The organism is Stenotrophomonas sp. Steno-Z10-BAI (assembly GCF_056393115.1).
On sequence record NZ_JBWJOZ010000002.1, the window covers coordinates 134,989 to 152,099 of the forward strand.

A 17,111-nucleotide genomic window follows, 5' to 3' on the forward strand; every position below is an offset into this window, starting at 1 on the left:
TTCCGATGACCGCATCTCCGTACTGGATCGCCCACAAGGGCCAGCCCCTGCAGGGCAGCCTGACCATTCCCGGCGACAAGTCTGTCTCGCACCGCTCGGTGATGTTTGCCGCGCTGGCCGATGGCGTGTCGCGTATCGATGGCTTCCTGGAAGGCGAAGACACCCGCGCCACCGCGGCGATTTTTTCGCAGATGGGCGTGCGCATCGACACCCCGTCGCCCTCGCAGCGCATCGTGCACGGCGTCGGCGTGGATGGACTGAAGGCACCGAGCGCCCCGCTGGATTGCGGCAATGCCGGCACCGGCATGCGTCTGCTGGCCGGGCTGCTGGCTGCACAGCCGTTTGACTCGGTGATGGTCGGGGATGAATCGCTGTCGCGCCGCCCGATGCGCCGCGTGACCGGTCCGCTGGCCGAGATGGGCGCGAAGATCGATACCGAGGCCGATGGCACCCCGCCGCTGCGTGTACACGGGGGGCAGGCGCTGCACGGCATCGCGTTCGCCTCGCCGGTCGCCAGCGCGCAGGTCAAATCCGCCGTGCTGCTGGCCAGCCTGTATGCCGAGGGCGAAACCTCGGTCACCGAGCCGCATCCGACCCGGGATTACAGCGAGCGCATGCTGCGCGCGTTCGGCGTGGATATCGAGTTCTCCCCGGGCAAGGCACGCCTGCGTGGTGGCCAGCGGCTGCGCCCGACCGATATCGTGGTGCCGGCCGATTTCTCCTCGGCCGCGTTCTTCCTGGTGGCGGCGAGCGTCATCCCGGGTTCCGAACTGCGCCTGCGTGCGGTGGGCCTCAACCCGCGCCGTACCGGGCTGCTGGCGGCGCTGCGCCTGATGGGCGCGGACATCACCGAAGAAAACCATGCCGAGCAGGGTGGGGAAGCGGTGGCCGATCTGGTGGTGCGCTACGCACCGCTGCACGGTGCCGAGATTCCCGAAGCGCTGGTGCCGGACATGATCGATGAGTTCCCGGCGTTGTTCGTCGCGGCGGCAGCGGCGCAGGGCAACACGGTGGTGCGCGGTGCGGCCGAACTGCGGGTCAAGGAATCGGACCGCCTGGCCGCGATGGCAACCGGCCTGCGTACCCTGGGCGTGCAGGTCGATGAAACCGATGACGGCGCGACGATCCATGGCGGCGCCGTGCTTGGCAGCGGCACCATCGAGAGTCACGGCGATCACCGCATCGCGATGGCCTTCGCGATTGCCGGCCAGCTCAGCAGTGGCGAGGTGCGCGTCAATGACATCGCCAACGTGGCGACGTCCTTCCCGGACTTCGATGGCCTGGCGACGGGCGCCGGCTTCGGGCTTCGCGCCGCTTGAGGTAGCGCCCGGCTCTGTCCGGCGGCTGCGTCGAGACCTGGGTGGTTGCCGGGCAGCGCCCGGCACTACCTGTCGCCGTGGCGTCGATACGCGGGATGAAAAAAGGGAGGCCATTGGCCTCCCTTTTCGTTTCCGCCTCAGCGCCTCCGTTTAGCGCTCGGTGCGGAAATCCACCGGCACGCGCACCACGCTGGCCACGGCACGGCCGTTGTGCATCGCCGGCTCGAACTTCCAGTCGCGCACGGTGGTCAGTACCGCTCGATCCAGATCGCGATCACGCGTGCCACTACGCTGCACGATATTCGCCTCGGTCACCTGGCCGCGGGTATCCACGTTGAGGCTGGCCACCACGCTGCCCTGCACGCCGCTGCGCAGGGCAGTGCGCGGGTAAGCCGGCTTGGCGTTGCTTGCCAGCGGACGGGCCTCGCGGTTTCGCACGGCCGGCGTCGCCTTGCGCTGCTCGGCCGCCGGTGCGGCCTGGCGCTCAGCAGGTGCCGGCGTGGTGGCCACGGGTGCAGTTTCGGTGGCGGGCAACATGCGCTGGCCCACCGGCGCGTCGTTCGTATCGCCCGGGGTGGCATACCGCAACCACACCAGCGCGGCGGCGAACATCGCCACGATCAACGCCACCCACAACCAGGGGGAGGTGCGGCGATGGTGGGGCTCATCGATCACGTCGCGCTGATGCTGCGGCGAATGGGGCATGTCCGGGGCATGGGTAACACTCATGGCTGACTCCTGGTGTCGATGTGACACCCGCAGTCTTGCCCGGACACGGTTGTGGATGTGTCAGCGCAACGTCAACGCGACGACTGCATTCCCATCGAGGTTCAGTTTGCTGAGCCGTTGCACAATCGCCGCACGTGGCGGCGATGATTCACTGCGGCGTGAAGTCGAACGGCACTTCCAGGCTGCCAGGCACGGGCACACCGTTGTTCTGCGCCGGCTGGAAACGCCAGCGACGCACCGCATCGGACGCCGCGCGGTCAAGGTCGCGTGAACCGCTGCGCTGGATCAACGTCACGGCCGAGGGATAGCCGGTGGCATCCACATCCACGCGGACCACCACCGTGCCGCGGTCACCGCGGCGCAATGCGGCGGGCGGGTAACTCGGCGGCGGCGACTGGTCGGCAATCGGCTGCGGGCGGTCGCTCGGCGCCATGGCCGTGGGCGCGGCGGGTGCGGCGGCCGCAGCCGGGGCGGACGGCGGTGGCGGCGGGGCCGTCTCCACCAGCTGCGGCTTTTCCTCGTTGACCGGCGGGGCCTTGGCGTCGGGCATGTCGCTGGAGCCGGCGGCAGCGGCCAGCGGCTCGGGCAGCGGCACCACGTCGGCCACCTGGGCGGGGGTCTGCGCGGCCGGGTCGGCCTTGTAGAAGTCGGTGTTGCGGCTGCTCAGCCATACCACCAGGAACAGCAGCAGGCCCACGCCGAAGGCGATCGCGGCGATCACGAGGCTGCGGCGGGGCAGATGGAAGGTGATGTTCTTGCCAGAAGTCGAGCGGGAAGCAGACATGGGGCATACCGTATGGATCACCGCGATTCTGCCACGCCCGGGATGAACCGGCGGCAGAAAAACGCATAACAGGCGATAATCCCCCTCCGAATCCGTAGACCCCTCTGCCGCCATGCTCGATCCAGCCCTGCTCCGCCAACAGCCCGCCGACCTTGCCGAACGCCTGCGCTCCTCGCGCGGTTTCGAGCTGGATGTCTCCGGGCTGGAGTCGCTGGAAGCCGATCGCAAGCGCATCCAGGTGCGCACGCAGGAGCTGCAGAGCCTGCGCAACAGCCGTTCCAAGGCGATCGGCCAGGCCAAGGCCAAGGGCGAAGATGTCTCGGCGATCATGGCCGAGGTGGCCGCGTTCGCCGATGAGCTGAAGGCCTCGGAAGTGGCCCTGGATGAGTTGCGCGAGAAGATTGAAGCGATCGCGCTGGGCATTCCGAACCTGCCCGCCGAGGATGTGCCGGCCGGCAAGGATGAGTCGGAGAATGTCGAACAGAAGCGCTGGGGCACCCCGCGCGCGTTCGATTTCCCGGTGCTTGATCATGTCGAGCTGGGCGCCCGCAACCGCTGGCTGGATGGCGAGACCGCGGCCAAGCTGTCCGGCTCGCGTTTCACCGTGCTGCGTGGCCCGATCGCGCGGCTGCACCGTGCGCTGGCGCAGTTCATGCTAGACCTGCACACCGGCGAGCATGGCTACGAAGAGACCAATGTGCCGGCGCTGGTCAATGCCGAGTCGCTGCGCGGTACCAGCCAGCTGCCGAAGTTCGAGGACGATCTGTTCAAGACGGCCGTGGGCGATTCCACGCGCTACCTGATTCCGACCTCGGAAGTGCCGCTGACCAACATCGTGCGCGATGACATCATCGATGCCGACCAGCTGCCGCTGCGCATGACCGCCCATTCGCTGTGCTTCCGTGCCGAAGCCGGCAGTGGCGGCCGCGACGTGCGCGGCATGATCCGCCAGCATCAGTTCGAGAAGGTGGAGCTGGTCGCCGCGTGCACCCCGGCGCAGAGCGATGAAGAGCACCAGCGCATGACCCGCTGTGCGGAAGTCGTGCTGGAGAAACTCGGCCTGCCGTACCGCAAGGTGCTGCTGTGCACCGGCGACATGGGCTTTTCGGCCATCAAGACCTATGACCTGGAAGTGTGGCTGCCCTCGCAGGACACCTACCGCGAGATCTCCTCGTGCTCCAACTGCGGTGATTTCCAGGCGCGCCGCATGCAGGCACGCTGGCGCAACCCGGAAACCACCAAGCCCGAGCTGCTGCACACGCTCAACGGCTCCGGCGTGGCGGTCGGCCGCGCGATGATTGCAGTGATGGAGAACTACCAGAACGCCGACGGCAGCATCACCGTGCCGGATGCGCTCAAGCCCTACATGGGCGGTGTCGAGATCATCGGTTGATCCAGCGCCGTGACGCATGAAAAAAACCCGCCGGAAGGCGGGTTTTTTGTGGGTGGCTACCGGGGCGTCATCGGCGTCAACACGCCCATCGGCAACCAGCCAGAGGACGTGCCGCCGACCACCTCGCACCACACCCAGCTGTTGAGCTCGCGCTCACCGCGCACCTGCTGGCCCACGTCGACATCCAGTTCGCGCGCACAGTAAGCCTCGGCCGCTACCGCATCGCCCTGTGCGTTGCCGCCGATCACCTGCGCCGGCACCCACCCAGCGGCCTGGCCCGGCGTCTGGCACAGATACCAGTTGTCCCAGCCTTCGGGCCCCTGATAGCGCTCGCCGACCTGCAGTGCGTCGCCGGGTTGCAGGGTGATCGGATGTGGGAATTCGCTGCGGTGGGCGGCGGTGACGCGGTAGTCCATGCGGGCTGATCCAGAGAAGGACGGATCAGCATAGCGATCTGCGCGACCGCCTTGGGTCGAATGCGTCACGTCGGGTGCTTCCGGTCCAGAGCCTGATCGAGTAAGGCGGAACTCCGTTGTGCTGTCGGTGCAGAGCTCCATCGATCACCAGATGAATTCCCGGCCAGCGCGGAACCCTCTGCCCACAAGGCGCGCAGGGCAAAGGGGGCGGTTCTGGAGTTTCCGGCGGAGTCCGTGGGATGTGACCTGCGTCCACTCGCGCAGCCGGGCGGCAACGACGATGGATAACGTCATTCACCTCCCGCAGGACCATCCCCGTGAACGCAGTGGGCACAACAACGCCGCCTTTCCACCCGGCAGGGGCTGCTGCGTGGATGCTTCTGGTGATCGCCTGGCTGTGCTTCCTGATTCCCTTTCCGGGGCTGGGGCTCTTCATCGGCTGGCCACTGAATCTGGTGGCCTTCACCCTGGCCATCGTGGCGATGTCCAGCGGTGGGGTGACCAGGGGTCTCGCACCGTTGCTGCTCTCGCTGATGGTCTCGCCGATGGTGTACTTCGTTGGCATCGCCATCTTTGCCGGAACGCTGAGCGCAGTCAGCGCCCCGCGGGAAGATGCGCACGCCGCCGAGACCGAGAGCGAGGCGATCAGCGTGCTGGCCGACACCATCGAGCTGGCCGCGCGGCAGCTGTATCTGGACTACCAGGCCAATGAGATCGCCGCCGACGTGCTCTACAAGGGCAAGCCCCTGGTGATCTCCGGCGATGTGGAGGCCATCCAGGGCGATTCTCTGGATCAGCCCGTCGTCCACTTGTCCGCCGGCCCTGACGCGCGGGTGCTGCTGATGGGGCTGACAACGACGGATGCCGCCGGCCTGCGTAAAGGCGAGGCCATCACCGCGGCCTGCACCGGCGATGGCATGGCACGGGAGACCCCGGCAATGCGCCATTGTGACCTGAGGTAGGTTACAGGGGGCCAGGCGCGCCGCGGCGGCAGGACGCCGGCAGCCGGCAGCCAGGCAAAAAGATGGCCCCGAAAGGGGCCATCAGGGGGAGCGCCGGCAGGGGAGAGAGAACCGGCGTCCCACCACCACACCGTCACGACGAGGGGGAGGGAACGGTGTGGGTCGCCTGACTCACGCCGCGGCGAGTGCTTCCGGCTGCGGCAGCGCGGCCAGCGCCTGCGCAATCGCATCGGTGCGGTGCTGCGGCGAATAGGCAATGCCCTCGGCACGCACGAACTCGACGTTGTCGATGCCGAAGAAGGCGAACACTTGGCGCAGGTACGGATCCTGGAAGTCGGTCGGGGCGCCGGTATGCAGGCCACCGCGGCTGCTGGCCACGATCACGCGCTTGCCGCCGGCCAGGCCCACCGGGCCGTTTTCGGTGTACTTGAAGGTGCGCCCGGCCACGGCCAGGCGGTCAATCCACGCCTTGAGGGTGGAGGCGACGCTGAAGTTGTACATTGGGGAGCCAATGACCACCACGTCGGCGGCGAGGAACTGTTCCAGGACCTGCTCGGCATCGGCCACTTCGGCCGGGTCGGACTGGGCCAGCGACGAGCTGCGCAGGTGCGGGACCGGCTGGGCGTCGAGGTCGCGGTAGCTCACCTCCAGGCCCGGCACCTGGTCGCGCCACTGCTGGACCACGGCGGCGGAGAGCTGGCGGGAGACCGAGTTGTCGCCAAGCACGCTGGCGTCGATGTGAAGAAGCTTCATGGCAATCACCTGTTATCTGGGGAGGGGCGGGGCAGGGCGCCGCCGACGGAGATCAGGTTAGGTTGTTGCCTGTTTGGAATAAAGGTGGTTGAATACCACGTATTGTTCTATATCTGGAACTTCGGTATGCAAGACCTCAACGACCTCTACTACTTCGCCATGGTGGTGGATCATGGTGGCTTCGCCGCAGCAGAACGCGCGCTCGGCATCCCCAAATCCCGCCTGAGCCGCCGTATCAGCCAGCTGGAAACCGACCTGGGCGTGCGCCTGCTGCAGCGCTCCACGCGCCGCTTCGCGGTGACCGACGTCGGCACCAGCGTGCATCGCCACGCGCAGACCATGCTTGCCGAGGCCCAGGCCGCACGCGAGGTGGTGGATCGCCTCAGCGCCGAGCCGCGCGGCCTGGTGCGCGCCAGCGTGCCGGTCTCACTCGCGCAGATGCAGCTGCCCAAGCTGCTGCCGATCTTCCTGGCGCAGTACCCCAAGGTGCGGCTGCAGCTGAACATCAGCAACCGCCGCGTGGACATCATCAACGAAGGCTACGACGTCGCCCTGCGCGTACGTTCGCGCCTGGATGACGATGGCAGCCTGGTGATGCGCAGCTTCGGCCAGGTGCAGGAATTGCTGGTGGCCAGCCCCAAGTACCTCGACCGCGCCGGCCGCCCGAAAGACCCGGACGAGCTGACCAATCACGTCACCCTGAGCATCAGCGAAGACGAAGCCCGTCAGCGCTGGGAACTGCACGGCCCGGAAGGCGCGGTCCGCCGCGTGGACCTGCAGCCGCGCGTGGCCGGCTTCGACTTCCCGCTGCTGCAGAGCATGGTCAAGGACGGCTTCGGCATCACCATGCTGCCGGAAACCGTCTGCGCCGACGCCGTGCGCAACGGCGAACTGGAAGTGGTGCTGCCGGACTGGTCGCTGCCGCAGGGCATCTGCCACGCCGTGTTCGCCTCCCGCCGCGGCCTCCTTCCGGCGGTGCGGGTGTTCATCGACTTCCTGGCCGAACACCTGCCGCCGCAGCTGGAGGCTTCGCGCCTGGATTGCGGTGGCGCGTGCGAGCGGGCCAAGGAAAAGATCAAGGCCAGTGCCTTGGGCGCGTTGGCGGTGGATGCCGGGTGAGCCGCGCAGGTCTTGGGTAAATCGGGCCTGTCATGCGAGAATGCGGCCCCGGCCAAGCGCCGGACCGCACACCGGAGAGATGGCCGAGCGGTTTAAGGCACCGGTCTTGAAAACCGGCGAAGGGTCATTCCTTCCGTGGGTTCGAATCCCACTCTCTCCGCCAGATACGCAAAGCGCCCCGAAAGGGGCGTTTTGCGTATCTGGCGGAGAGAAAAGGGTGCCGAGGCCACGCGGGTTCGACGGATTCGCCGGGAGCGAATCCGGACAGCCGAACGGCTGGCCCTGGAGCGCGCAGCGCGGAAGGGTTGGGTGCATGGATGCACCCAACAATCTCAGGCCACCGATCGCTATCAGCACGGAGCGCCCCAAAAGGGGCGTTTTGCGTATCTGGCGGAGAGAAAAGGGTGCCGACGCCGCGCGGGTTCGACGGATTCGCCGGGAGCGAATCCGGACAGCCGGACGGCTGGCCCTGGAGCGCGCAGCGCGGAAGGGTTGGGTGCATGGATGCACCCAACAATCCCTGGCCACCGGTCTCTATCAGCACGGAGCGCCCCGGAAGGGGCGTTTTGCGTATCTGGCGGAGAGAAAAGGGTGCCGACGCCACGCAGGTTCGACGGATTCGCCGGGAACGAATCCGGACAGCCGAATGGCTGGCCCTGGAGCGCGCAGCGCGGAAGGGTTGGGTGCATGGATGCACCCAACAATCCCTGGCCGCCGATCCCTATCAGCGCAAAGCGCCCCGAAAAGGGCGTGACACATCACCGCTGATCGCATTCGACCAGCGGTAGCGCGTTCCGATGCGATCGCTAACCAATTGCAGCCCGTTCACGAAGTTCAGGCAGCTTGAGCCACTGACCAAACTGCCCGCTATGCCAAGGCCAAGCGATGTCCCCGCCGAGTCGCGCCAGGCGAGTGCCCCATGACCCGCTTGTACGCGCGACTAAAGGCAGCCTGCGACGCGTACCCAAGACGCTCTGCCACTATCTCGATGGATAGGCTTTGCTGGCTCAGCCATTGACTCGCCAATTGCATACGCAGCTCAGTCACGTATCGCAGAGGCGCGGTCCCTATGACGGTCTGGAACCGGTCCGCAAAGACAGATCGCGAGATGTTGGATTCTGCAGCCAGCGCTTCGACGGTCCAGTCACGTCCAGGGTCTCTGTGTAGAGCAAGCAACGACAGCGACAAACGAGGGTCGCGCATGGCCATGACCAGGCCGGCGGCTCCGTCGCAACCGCGCTCGACCCAGTCACGCACGATCATGGCGGCGACGGCATCCGCCAGCCGGGCGAGTATGCCTGCATAGCCAATACGTCCGGAGCACACCTCGCGCTTCATCGCGTCGACCATCGGCAACAGCCCAGGGAACGCAGCGGCGTTGCCATCGGCCAACATCACGGCCGGCATCAACTTGCTCAACCCTTGCATGCCACCGAGATCGAACAGCATGCATCCGTGGAAAAGCACTGCGCTTGGCACGGAATGTGTACTCGGGCACGTGTCTATCCCGCTCACCGTGTCACCCAGTGGGGCGGCCTCTATCGTTTCCAGGCACTGGACGGGATGGTCCTCGCCCGACACCAGTGCGTGGCCTTCTCCGCGGGGAAGAAGCACGACATCCCCGGCGGACAGAAGGTGTTGGCTGCCATCCGCGCCTCGAAGGATCGCACTGCCCACTGCCAGGTAATGGAAGTAGGCATGGCCTGGCTTCGGGGGAAATCCAAGTCCAAAGGTCGGCCCGGTCTGGATGCGTCGGTATTGGACGCCATGCAGTCGCATGCCGGTCAGCAGCTCGCTGATCAGGTCGGAGGGCTGGGACTGGTGTGGAGCGTGGATCATTGAGCGGACCGGGGCTTCGATCAAAAATATAGGTTGGACAATCATAGATCATCCTGCCCTGCCTCCCTAGACTCTCGGCTGCACGAATGTACTGGGATCTGTGATGAGCAATAACGTAGTTGATGCCGCGAACACGCCTGATTCTGTGGACAGGGGGAGCGGGGAGCCTTCTTCATCGGCATGGGTGGCGGTGTTTTCGCTGGCCATGGGGGTCTTCGGGCTGCTCACGGCGGAATATCTACCGGCCAGTCTGTTGACGCCGATGGCGGCGGACCTCGGGGTGTCGGAGGCGCTGGCCGGCCAAGCGGTGACGGTCACCGCAGTTGTGGCGCTGTTTGCTGGCCTGCTTGTGCCGCGGCTGACCCGTTCGATAGACAGGCGGCGGGTGCTGCTGGGTTTCACGGCTCTGATGATCCTCTCCAACGTCTTGGTGGCGTTGTCATCCAGCATGGGGGTCCTGCTGCTGATGCGCGTGCTTCTGGGCATTGCGCTGGGCGGTTTCTGGAGCATGGCAGCGGCCGTGGCCATGCGGTTGGTGCCGTCACAGCGCGTGCCTCGCGCGCTGTCCATCATCTTCAGCGGGATTGCGGTCGGCACGGTGGTGTCGGTTCCTTTGGGGAGCTACCTCGGCGGGTTGCTGGGCTGGCGCAGCGCCTTCTGGGCGGCGACGGCGGTAGGGGGACTCACGTTTGCGTTCCAGTGGTTCACGCTGCCCCGAATGGCGCCGCGCAAGGCGGCGACCCCTGAGTCGGTGGTGGGGCTCCTACGCCGGCCGGGTGTTGCAGTCGGAATGCTCGGTTGCGTTCTGGCACACACCGGTCAGTACTCGCTCTTTACCTATATCCGCCCAGCGTTGGAGAGCTTGGGGCAGATGAGCGCTGATGGCCTGGCGCTGATTCTGCTCGGCTTTGGTGTGGCGAACTTTGTCGGCACACTGCTGGCCGGCTGGCTCATGGAGCGCAGTATGAAGGTCACGTTGGTGATCATGCCTGCCGTGGTTGGCGTAGCTGCTCTGGGCATGCTCCTGTTGCCGGTGGGCGCTGGCGGGCTGTCACTCCTGGTCGCGCTCTGGGGCCTGGCCTTCGGTGGCGTGCCGGTGGCGTGGTCGAGCTGGGTCGCACGTGCGGTGCCCGATCAGGCCGAGAGTGCGGGCGGGATGGTGGTTGCAGCGGTGCAGTCCTCCATCGCCGCGGGCGCTGCCTTGGGCGGCCTGGTGTTCGGATTGGGCGGCATCGTCGCAGTCCTCACTGTGGCTGCAGCGGTGATGCTCCTCGCCAGTCTGCTCATTGCGTTGCGGGTCAGGGTGAACTCGCCGACGTTCTCGGCAGGCCCGGCGTTTCATATGTGACGACCCCACCAGGAACACACGTCCGAATTGAAGGGCCGTCGATGTGGTCGGCGTCCTTTCTCCACCTCCGCTAAAATGTTCAGCCCTGTTTGAACTGGCGCCCGCATACGAGCATGCGCTTAGAGGACGTTGTTGTTGATGATGTTGAAAGGTCTGGTGGTGTTGTTGTTGGTTTTTGCTTCGGTTCCTGGCATGGCAGCAGAGCTGGTTGGCCGCGCGACGGTCACGGATGGGGACACGCTTACCGTGGCGAAGCAGCGCATCCGCCTCTGGGGCATCGATGCGCCGGAAAGCGCCCAGCAATGCACCGCCAAAGACGGACGTCCCTGGCCCTGTGGCCGGCGGTCAGCCGCCGTGCTGGATGAGTATCTGCTGGACAAGACCGTTCGTTGCCAGCCCAAGGACACCGACCGCTACGGCCGGGTGGTGGCGGAGTGCTTTGTCCAGGGGGCGTCGGTCAATCGGTGGATGGTGCGCTCCGGTTGGGCGGTCGCGTATCGCCAGTACGCCACGGCATTCATCGCGGACGAAGCCGACGCGCGCCAGCACCAGCGGAACCTCTGGCAGGGGCCATTCCAGATGCCAGCTGACTATCGGCGCAGCAAGCGTGACCAGACGGCACGACAAGCCCCGGTGGCCGCTCAGTCGTCGTCGGGCGGGTGCCGCATCAAGGGCAACATCTCCCGCGAGGGCAGGAAGATCTACCATGTGCCCGGCCAGCGGGACTACGAGCGCACGCGCATCGACCTGAGCCACGGCGAGCGCATGTTCTGCAGCCCTGCGGATGCCATGCGCGCAGGGTGGCAGCCGGCGAAGCGCTGAGCGTCTCAAACCCTCCCATACAGGCGGCGACGCAGCGCGCCCGCCACTGCCGCGATAGCCATCGCAGGCAACGCCAGCACCAGTGCGTAGACCACTCCGGCCAGCAACAACGGACCAACGCCTGACATCACGGCCACCACCGGCACTTGCAGCACCATGAGCAACAGTCCCCATAGCCAGGCCTTACGGGGAAAACACGCGCCTAGCACTGCGGCAATGGCCAGTGCGAGGGGATAGACGACGGTCCAGAACGCAGGCGCGTCCCAAGGCTCGCCGCCGGGCGTCCGCCAGGCCACCAGCACCCAGAACACCACGCCGACCTTCAGCGTGACAGCACTTGCTGCAATGGAATTTCCCGTTATCCGCATTGTTGGGCTCCCGCACGAACATGCAGGATGCCACTGTTGCGTTGACGGTGTATGACCAGCACCGGCATCGGGACACACGCCCGCCAGCGCAGAAAACGGCAGCCTCCTATCTGACCGCCTTGCCATACATCTCCGACAGCATCGCCTTGTACGCCGCCAACGGCTGCAAGCCCACCGCACGCCGCCGTGCATCCAGCGTTTCCATATCCTCGGTGGGCCGCAGTTCCATCGCGCCATCGGCAGCATCCCCGAACTGCGTTCCGTAACGCTGCGATTTCCCCTGCGCCAGCAACACGCGATCCGTAAGCAGCGCCACGTCAGCGGCATCGGCATCGCCGGCTTCAGCGGCTTTCTGCATCAAGCCCAGTGCCTGCGCCTGGAACGCGGGATCATGATCGGCATGCTGCACGATCACCCATGCGGCCTTGGCCCCATCGCGGTCGACGCGCGCGATACCCGGCCAGCCCTTCTCGGCGATGATGCCCTTCAGCCAGGTCGCATTGGCTTCCTTCACCGGCGCGGTCTGCCCCCACGCATCTCCGCCGCCTGCCGCGATGGCGGCATGTTGTGCTGCCTGATCCTTGGCCTCACGCGCCAACAGTTCAAGTCGCAGGGGCGCATCGCGCAGCGTCTCGCGCTTCTTCTCTTCGGCGATCACGCGCTGCAGCACCGCCGGCCACGCCGGATCGTCACGCAGTGCGTCCAGCCCGGGCCGTTGTTTCGTGCGCAGGTCGCCCAGCGCAAGGCGACCGCTCGCGAGCAGGGCATCAACGTATGCAAACGCCTCAGCATGATCGCCCGCAGCGGCTGTGCATTCGATCAACAGGAGTTCGCCGCCGTCGGGGAAGGGGATGTCCTGCCTGTACAGCTCACCCAAGGTGGTGCTGCAGGCGGCATAGTCCTCGTTGCCGTAGTGATCCAGCGCGGAGAAGAAGCTGGGCGGCTCAGCGGCGGTTGCCGCGGCGGCTGCGAACAGGGCGACAGTCAGCGTTGCTGCCCGGGTTGCCGGGTAGGAGCGTATCAACCTTGAACGCATCGCAGTTCTTCCACGCAGGGCGTACAGGAAACGTAGCCGCTACCTGCCAGGGAGTTCAAGCCCTCATCCCGCCGTCAGGGGCATGCGCGTCGAATCCTGCTGCCTCACAGGCTGTAGCCGATGGGCGGGCGCATGATGCCCTCAGCCCAGCCCTGGAAGCCGTATGTCCACTCCCGCGCCAGAGAACGGAAAGTACGACGTGATGATTATCGGCGGCAGCTACGCCGGCATGTCCGCAGCGCTGCAGCTTGTGCGCGCCCGGCGCAACGTGCTGATCATCGACGGGGGAAAGCCACGCAACCGCAATGCCCGCGTCGCCCATGGCTTCCTCGGCAGGGAAGGCCTGCCGCCGGCGGACATTGCCTCCCAGGCCCGCGACGAGCTGCTGCGCTATCCCACCCTGACCTGGCTCACCGGTACGGCGGTGGCGGCGCAGCCGATCGATGACGGCAGACGCTTCAAGATCCGGGTTGAAGCGGGCCAGACATTCGTGGCGGATCGAGTGATCCTGGCCCACGGGGTAACCGACGACCTGCCCGACATCGAAGGCATCGGCGAGCGCTGGGGCCGAAGCGTTTTTCATTGCCCGTACTGCCACGGCTACGAGGTGTTTGAGGGGCGCATCGGGGTGATTGGCTGCGCGAAGGATGGCGGTGCGGCCCAGGCGCTGCTGCTGTGCGATTGGGGGCAGATCACGCTGTTCTGCAGCGAGGCATCCGCCAGGATCGATGCCGAGCAGCGTGCACGGCTGGAGGCGTGCGGCGTCGTGATCGAGTCGGCCCAGGTGCAGCGCGTGGAGGACGCCGCCACCGTGGTGCTCGCCGATGGACGAAGCGTCGCGGTGGATGCGCTGTTCATCTCGCCGCACTCGCGGCTGTCCAGTGATCTGGCCGAGCAATTGGGCTGTGAGCTGAAGGATGGCGGCTGCATCACCACCGATTCGGCTAAGCAGACTACGGTGCCGGGTGTCTTCGCCTGCGGCGACGCGGCCCGGATGGCGGGCAGCATCGCGCTGGCAGTGGGTGAGGGCGCGCTGGCGGGGGTGGCGGTGCACCACGCATTGATGGGGTTGCTGGAGTGATGCGATCTTTAATGTAACTAAGAATGTTACATTATGCGCCACTGTGAACAAGGTGGCCTGCATGTCCTTCTCCAATCCCGATGCCGTCGCCCAGTACACCGACAACCTGGTCCGCCAGGTACCCGGCGTCCAGGCGTTGCATCAGATGGCCCACGTTCTGCTCGCCGAACACGTACCGCCACATGGGCGCGTATTGGTGCTCGGGGCTGGCGGTGGCATGGAGTTGAAGGCCTTTGCCGAGGCGAGTCCTGCCTGGCACTTCACCGGCGTGGATCCTTCCGCCGAGATGCTGGGGCTCGCCAAGCGCGTGCTCGGGGGTGCGCTGTCGGCCCGGGTGGAACTCATCGCAGGCTATATCGACAGTGCGCCAGCTACCGCATTCGATGGCGCCACCTGCTTGCTGACGCTGCATTTTCTCTCGGCCGAAGAGCGCCTGCGTACGCTGCGTGCACTACGGCGTCGGCTCGCGCCTGGTGCACCGCTGATCATTGCGCACCATAGCGTGCCGGGCGATCCGGCAGAGAAGCGCCGGTGGTTCCAGCGCTGGGCGGCGTTCGTGACAGCGCGTGGACTGGGCGGTGAGACGGCCGCTGTACGAGCCGATACGATCACCAACCGATTGCCCACCCTGTCGCCGGAGGAAGAAGTCGAGCTGCTGGAGGAGGCAGGATTCGAGCGGCCGAGTCTGTTCTATGCCGCGCTTTCGTTCAGAGGTTGGGTGGCGTACGCCGGCGATGCACACGGCTAGCCTCCCACTGCTCTCTGCCCGATGTGGGTCAGAGAGCGGTGGGGTCAAGACTCAGCGGCGAGCGTCGTCGCGCGCCTTGCCCACGTCGCTTTGGACTTCGCCAACACCCTTCTGGATCTTGCCTTCCACTTCCTTCGTCTTGTCGCCGGTGACCTTGCCCACGACTTCCTTTACGGTGCCCTTGACCTGGTTCTTGGCGCCTTCAGTGCGATTCTTGTCCATGGTTGACTCCACAATTGGTTAGAGAGAGGGCCCGTGTTGCTGGGCATCTCCACCCTGACGGCAGCGCGGTGGCGCGAAGGTGAAATCTGCGCGCGGGCCCGGAATCCGTTCAAGCGCCGGAAAGGTTGATGCTCACGTGCGCTGCACGTCACTCATCCGCATCGCGTTCATCCCATCCATCGCCATCCCATGGCTGCGGTTCGGTGCTGGCTACGGTGGTATCCGGATCGACAGGCTCCAACAGGGTGTAATCGTCACGCGAAGGATCACGAAACGCGCGGCTGACCGGATAGGCCTCCAACGCCGCGGTGGAGGCGCGGGCACGCAATGCCGCAGGCGTCTGGAAGGCGCCACTCAACCAGTCCAGGGCGGTGGCCGGCGCGATGCAGATCGGCCCGTCCGGTGTGAGTGGGGAAGGGATCGCACTGTTGGGGCCGGTCAATACGGTGAAGCTGTCCAGCTGCTGGCCGTCGTCGCTTTCCCAGTGCTCCCACAAGCCGGCTGCGAGCAGGGCAAGGCCATCCGTGCGCTGCACGAACAGGGGCCAGGGGGGGCGGCGCTCGCGATCCCATTTGTAGTAGCCGGTCATGGGCAGCACGCACGGGCGCTGCGCCCAGGCCTGCGCGTAGATGCGGCTGCGTGGCGCGCGGTCAAGCCGTGCGGTCACCGTGGTATACGGCGTGGCCGGCTCCTTGGACCAACGCGGCACCAGGCCCCACACCATGTCGGCCACGGCGATGGAGCCGTCATGGTCGCGCGCGAGCACCGTGGCCACGCCACCCTTGGCGATGTTGTAGTGGTCCGGCGCGGCCGCCAGCGTCCGCGCCAACTCAGCAGGAAGGCCGGCGGGGAGTGACTCGCTATCAGCGATGGCTTGTGCGAAGCGGCGCATGGCAGCTGAGCATCCAACGGCATCCGTGACGGCATCGTGCGCAGCGCCTGCGATGTTGCACGCGTTGCAAGGGAGTCACGTGTCGGGATGGGGTTCCCCCAACGCTGCCCGCCGCGCCTGGAACACCTCCGGCGTCTGCGGTTTCACGAACAGCGCGACCAGCTCCGGGTACTCGGCTTTCACCGCCTTTTCAATGCGCGTGATGCAGGCCTCGATCTGCGGGGTGGTGCGATCATCCTCGAACTCCGCACTCAGCATCGCGACCACCTGGTCCGGGCCCATCTGCATCGTGGTCACGCCATTGGCGCGGCGCAGGTCCGCATCGTGGGTGGCGACGGCAAGAATACGTTTGGCGACGGCCGGGTGCGCGGGCTCACCGACCAGCAGGCCCTTGGTCTCGCGGGCGAGCAGGAAGGCGGTGACCGCGAGCACGCCGGCGATGCACAGCGACGCCACGCCATCCAGGACCGGCATGTCCAGCAACTGCGCGGCAAGCAGGCCGACCAGAGCAAAACCCAGGCCGAGCAGGGCGGCGCTGTCTTCCAGCAGCACGGTGAAGGTGGAGGGGTCCTTGCTGCGGCGGAACGCCTCGAAGTAACCCATCGCCCCCTTGGTGGCGCGGAATTCGCGCAGCGCGATCCACCATGAGGTGCCTTCGAACACAAAGGAGATGCCCAGCACCACGTAACTGATCAGGTGGTTGGTGGCCGGCTCGGGGGTGCGGATGTGCTGGATGCCTTCATAGGCCGATACACCGGCACCGGCTGCGAACACCAGCAGCGCCACGATGAAACTCCAGAAGTACAGCTCGCGCCCGTAGCCGAAGGGATGGAGCGTATCCGGCTTCTGCTCGGCACGGCGCAGGCCGTACAACAGCAGCAACTCGTTGATGGTGTCCACCAGCGAGTGGACGCCCTCGCTGAGCATGGCCGAGCTGCCGGAGATGCCGGCGGCGACGAACTTGGCGATGGCAATGGCCAGGTTGCCGGCGAGGGCGGCATAGATGACGAGACGGGAGCCCGTTGGCTTGGCCATGGCAGTGGTGGGGTGGGGAGGTGCGCGCATCATCGCCAACGGTGCGTCCCGGGCGCGTGCACATCGATCCAGGCGCTGGCACCGCCTGCCGGCCTTGACATGGATTTGCCCCGCTTGGCTTACATTGCTTTCCGCCTTCCGGCTGGCCCCCGCTGCCTGCCGTTCCCCCAGCTCCTGCAATGCCTTCAGTTCAAGGTTCGGTGCCCCGATGATGTCCATCCTTCCCTGGTCTGCCGCGCAGCTGC

18 protein-coding genes and 1 tRNA gene are annotated in these 17,111 nt (G+C 66.2%); 9 read left to right on the plus strand and 10 right to left on the minus strand.

Annotated features, from left to right (window positions below):
- Positions 1 to 5: 5 nt before the first annotated feature.
- Positions 6 to 1,319, plus strand: a complete 1,314-nt coding sequence (gene aroA, locus AC06E9_RS05480) for a 3-phosphoshikimate 1-carboxyvinyltransferase (RefSeq protein WP_478055641.1) — start codon at positions 6 to 8, stop codon at positions 1,317 to 1,319.
- Positions 1,320 to 1,469: 150 nt separating this feature from the next.
- On the opposite strand, the gene AC06E9_RS05485 is transcribed toward aroA, so the two are convergent.
- Positions 1,470 to 2,048, minus strand: a complete 579-nt coding sequence (locus AC06E9_RS05485) for a TonB family protein (RefSeq protein ID WP_152153310.1) — start codon at positions 2,046 to 2,048, stop codon at positions 1,470 to 1,472.
- Positions 2,049 to 2,196: 148 nt separating this feature from the next.
- A complete protein-coding gene (locus AC06E9_RS05490; RefSeq protein WP_478055642.1) occupies positions 2,197 to 2,832 on the minus strand; it encodes an energy transducer TonB in 636 nt (211 codons plus the stop codon).
- A 112-nt stretch (positions 2,833 to 2,944) separates the two neighbouring features.
- Between AC06E9_RS05490 and serS the strand changes: the two genes are divergently transcribed.
- A complete protein-coding gene (gene serS, locus AC06E9_RS05495; RefSeq protein WP_152153306.1) occupies positions 2,945 to 4,225 on the plus strand; it encodes a serine--tRNA ligase in 1,281 nt (426 codons plus the stop codon).
- A gap of 56 nt (positions 4,226 to 4,281) precedes the next feature.
- On the opposite strand, the gene AC06E9_RS05500 is transcribed toward serS, so the two are convergent.
- Complete coding sequence (locus tag AC06E9_RS05500; RefSeq protein WP_478055643.1) at positions 4,282 to 4,641, minus strand: SH3 domain-containing protein; 360 nt, start codon at positions 4,639 to 4,641, stop codon at positions 4,282 to 4,284.
- 383 nt (positions 4,642 to 5,024) lie between these two features.
- Here AC06E9_RS05500 and AC06E9_RS05505 point away from each other — a divergent pair, with 383 nt between their 5' ends.
- Positions 5,025 to 5,603, plus strand: coding sequence for an OB-fold protein (locus AC06E9_RS05505; protein ID WP_478055644.1), 579 nt, complete (start codon positions 5,025 to 5,027; stop codon positions 5,601 to 5,603).
- Positions 5,604 to 5,774: 171 nt separating this feature from the next.
- Here AC06E9_RS05505 and AC06E9_RS05510 read toward each other — a convergent pair whose 3' ends face one another.
- Positions 5,775 to 6,356: an FMN-dependent NADH-azoreductase gene (locus AC06E9_RS05510; protein WP_152153302.1), complete on the minus strand. Its 582-nt coding sequence runs from the start codon at positions 6,354 to 6,356 to the stop codon at positions 5,775 to 5,777.
- Positions 6,357 to 6,482: 126 nt separating this feature from the next.
- Here AC06E9_RS05510 and AC06E9_RS05515 point away from each other — a divergent pair, with 126 nt between their 5' ends.
- Both AC06E9_RS05515 and AC06E9_RS05520 read left to right on the plus strand, forming a co-directional pair.
- Complete coding sequence (locus AC06E9_RS05515; RefSeq protein ID WP_019184298.1) at positions 6,483 to 7,475, plus strand: LysR substrate-binding domain-containing protein; 993 nt, start codon at positions 6,483 to 6,485, stop codon at positions 7,473 to 7,475.
- A 73-nt stretch (positions 7,476 to 7,548) separates the two neighbouring features.
- Positions 7,549 to 7,638, plus strand: a tRNA-Ser gene (locus AC06E9_RS05520).
- 704 nt (positions 7,639 to 8,342) lie between these two features.
- Here the strand turns inward: AC06E9_RS05520 and AC06E9_RS05525 are convergent.
- Positions 8,343 to 9,359: an AraC family transcriptional regulator gene (locus AC06E9_RS05525; protein ID WP_478055645.1), complete on the minus strand. Its 1,017-nt coding sequence runs from the start codon at positions 9,357 to 9,359 to the stop codon at positions 8,343 to 8,345.
- Between the two features lie 58 nt (positions 9,360 to 9,417).
- Here AC06E9_RS05525 and AC06E9_RS05530 point away from each other — a divergent pair, with 58 nt between their 5' ends.
- Positions 9,418 to 10,662 carry an MFS transporter gene (locus AC06E9_RS05530; RefSeq protein ID WP_478055646.1) on the plus strand — a complete coding sequence of 415 codons (1,245 nt, stop codon included), beginning with the start codon at positions 9,418 to 9,420 and terminating at the stop codon, positions 10,660 to 10,662.
- A gap of 138 nt (positions 10,663 to 10,800) precedes the next feature.
- Positions 10,801 to 11,484, plus strand: coding sequence for a thermonuclease family protein (locus AC06E9_RS05535; RefSeq protein ID WP_282257617.1), 684 nt, complete (start codon positions 10,801 to 10,803; stop codon positions 11,482 to 11,484).
- Positions 11,485 to 11,489: 5 nt separating this feature from the next.
- Here the strand turns inward: AC06E9_RS05535 and AC06E9_RS05540 are convergent, their stop codons facing one another.
- Both AC06E9_RS05540 and AC06E9_RS05545 read right to left on the minus strand, forming a co-directional pair.
- Complete coding sequence (locus tag AC06E9_RS05540; protein ID WP_478055647.1) at positions 11,490 to 11,852, minus strand: hypothetical protein; 363 nt, start codon at positions 11,850 to 11,852, stop codon at positions 11,490 to 11,492.
- A gap of 106 nt (positions 11,853 to 11,958) precedes the next feature.
- On the minus strand, positions 11,959 to 12,888 hold the full coding sequence (locus AC06E9_RS05545) for a DUF6624 domain-containing protein (RefSeq protein WP_478055648.1): 930 nt from the start codon (positions 12,886 to 12,888) through the stop codon (positions 11,959 to 11,961).
- Positions 12,889 to 13,051: 163 nt separating this feature from the next.
- On the opposite strand from AC06E9_RS05545, the gene AC06E9_RS05550 reads away from it, so the two are divergent.
- On the plus strand, positions 13,052 to 13,969 hold the full coding sequence (locus tag AC06E9_RS05550; RefSeq protein ID WP_478055649.1) for an NAD(P)/FAD-dependent oxidoreductase: 918 nt from the start codon (positions 13,052 to 13,054) through the stop codon (positions 13,967 to 13,969).
- A 61-nt stretch (positions 13,970 to 14,030) separates the two neighbouring features.
- Entirely contained in the window at positions 14,031 to 14,717 is a 687-nt protein-coding gene (locus tag AC06E9_RS05555; RefSeq protein WP_478055650.1) for a class I SAM-dependent methyltransferase, read from the plus strand.
- A gap of 51 nt (positions 14,718 to 14,768) precedes the next feature.
- Here AC06E9_RS05555 and AC06E9_RS05560 read toward each other — a convergent pair whose 3' ends face one another.
- The 3 genes from AC06E9_RS05560 to AC06E9_RS05570 all read right to left on the minus strand — a co-directional run bounded on the left by AC06E9_RS05560 (position 14,769) and on the right by AC06E9_RS05570 (position 16,866).
- The gene (locus AC06E9_RS05560) at positions 14,769 to 14,939 is read right to left on the minus strand and encodes a CsbD family protein (RefSeq protein ID WP_019184192.1); all 171 of its coding nucleotides are present in this window, start codon (positions 14,937 to 14,939) and stop codon (positions 14,769 to 14,771) included.
- 148 nt (positions 14,940 to 15,087) lie between these two features.
- Positions 15,088 to 15,831 carry an SOS response-associated peptidase gene (locus AC06E9_RS05565; RefSeq protein WP_478055651.1) on the minus strand — a complete coding sequence of 248 codons (744 nt, stop codon included), beginning with the start codon at positions 15,829 to 15,831 and terminating at the stop codon, positions 15,088 to 15,090.
- Between the two features lie 75 nt (positions 15,832 to 15,906).
- A complete protein-coding gene (locus AC06E9_RS05570) occupies positions 15,907 to 16,866 on the minus strand; it encodes a cation diffusion facilitator family transporter (protein WP_152151190.1) in 960 nt (319 codons plus the stop codon).
- Positions 16,867 to 17,111 lie beyond the last annotated feature (245 nt).

Coding starts and splice junctions, on each gene's coding strand:
- AC06E9_RS05515 (WP_019184298.1), top strand. CDS start 6,483: ATGCAAGACCTCAACGACCTCTACTACTTCGCCATGGTGGTGGATCAT.
- serS (WP_152153306.1), top strand. CDS start 2,945: ATGCTCGATCCAGCCCTGCTCCGCCAACAGCCCGCCGACCTTGCCGAA.
- AC06E9_RS05490 (WP_478055642.1), bottom strand. CDS start 2,832: ATGTCTGCTTCCCGCTCGACTTCTGGCAAGAACATCACCTTCCATCTG.
- aroA (WP_478055641.1), top strand. CDS start 6: ATGACCGCATCTCCGTACTGGATCGCCCACAAGGGCCAGCCCCTGCAG.
- AC06E9_RS05535 (WP_282257617.1), top strand. CDS start 10,801: ATGATGTTGAAAGGTCTGGTGGTGTTGTTGTTGGTTTTTGCTTCGGTT.
- AC06E9_RS05545 (WP_478055648.1), bottom strand. CDS start 12,888: ATGCGTTCAAGGTTGATACGCTCCTACCCGGCAACCCGGGCAGCAACG.
- AC06E9_RS05510 (WP_152153302.1), bottom strand. CDS start 6,356: ATGAAGCTTCTTCACATCGACGCCAGCGTGCTTGGCGACAACTCGGTC.
- AC06E9_RS05525 (WP_478055645.1), bottom strand. CDS start 9,359: ATGATTGTCCAACCTATATTTTTGATCGAAGCCCCGGTCCGCTCAATG.
- AC06E9_RS05550 (WP_478055649.1), top strand. CDS start 13,052: ATGTCCACTCCCGCGCCAGAGAACGGAAAGTACGACGTGATGATTATC.
- AC06E9_RS05555 (WP_478055650.1), top strand. CDS start 14,031: ATGTCCTTCTCCAATCCCGATGCCGTCGCCCAGTACACCGACAACCTG.
- AC06E9_RS05540 (WP_478055647.1), bottom strand. CDS start 11,852: ATGCGGATAACGGGAAATTCCATTGCAGCAAGTGCTGTCACGCTGAAG.
- AC06E9_RS05500 (WP_478055643.1), bottom strand. CDS start 4,641: ATGGACTACCGCGTCACCGCCGCCCACCGCAGCGAATTCCCACATCCG.
- AC06E9_RS05570 (WP_152151190.1), bottom strand. CDS start 16,866: ATGGCCAAGCCAACGGGCTCCCGTCTCGTCATCTATGCCGCCCTCGCC.
- AC06E9_RS05565 (WP_478055651.1), bottom strand. CDS start 15,831: ATGCGCCGCTTCGCACAAGCCATCGCTGATAGCGAGTCACTCCCCGCC.
- AC06E9_RS05560 (WP_019184192.1), bottom strand. CDS start 14,939: ATGGACAAGAATCGCACTGAAGGCGCCAAGAACCAGGTCAAGGGCACC.
- AC06E9_RS05485 (WP_152153310.1), bottom strand. CDS start 2,048: ATGAGTGTTACCCATGCCCCGGACATGCCCCATTCGCCGCAGCATCAG.
- AC06E9_RS05530 (WP_478055646.1), top strand. CDS start 9,418: ATGAGCAATAACGTAGTTGATGCCGCGAACACGCCTGATTCTGTGGAC.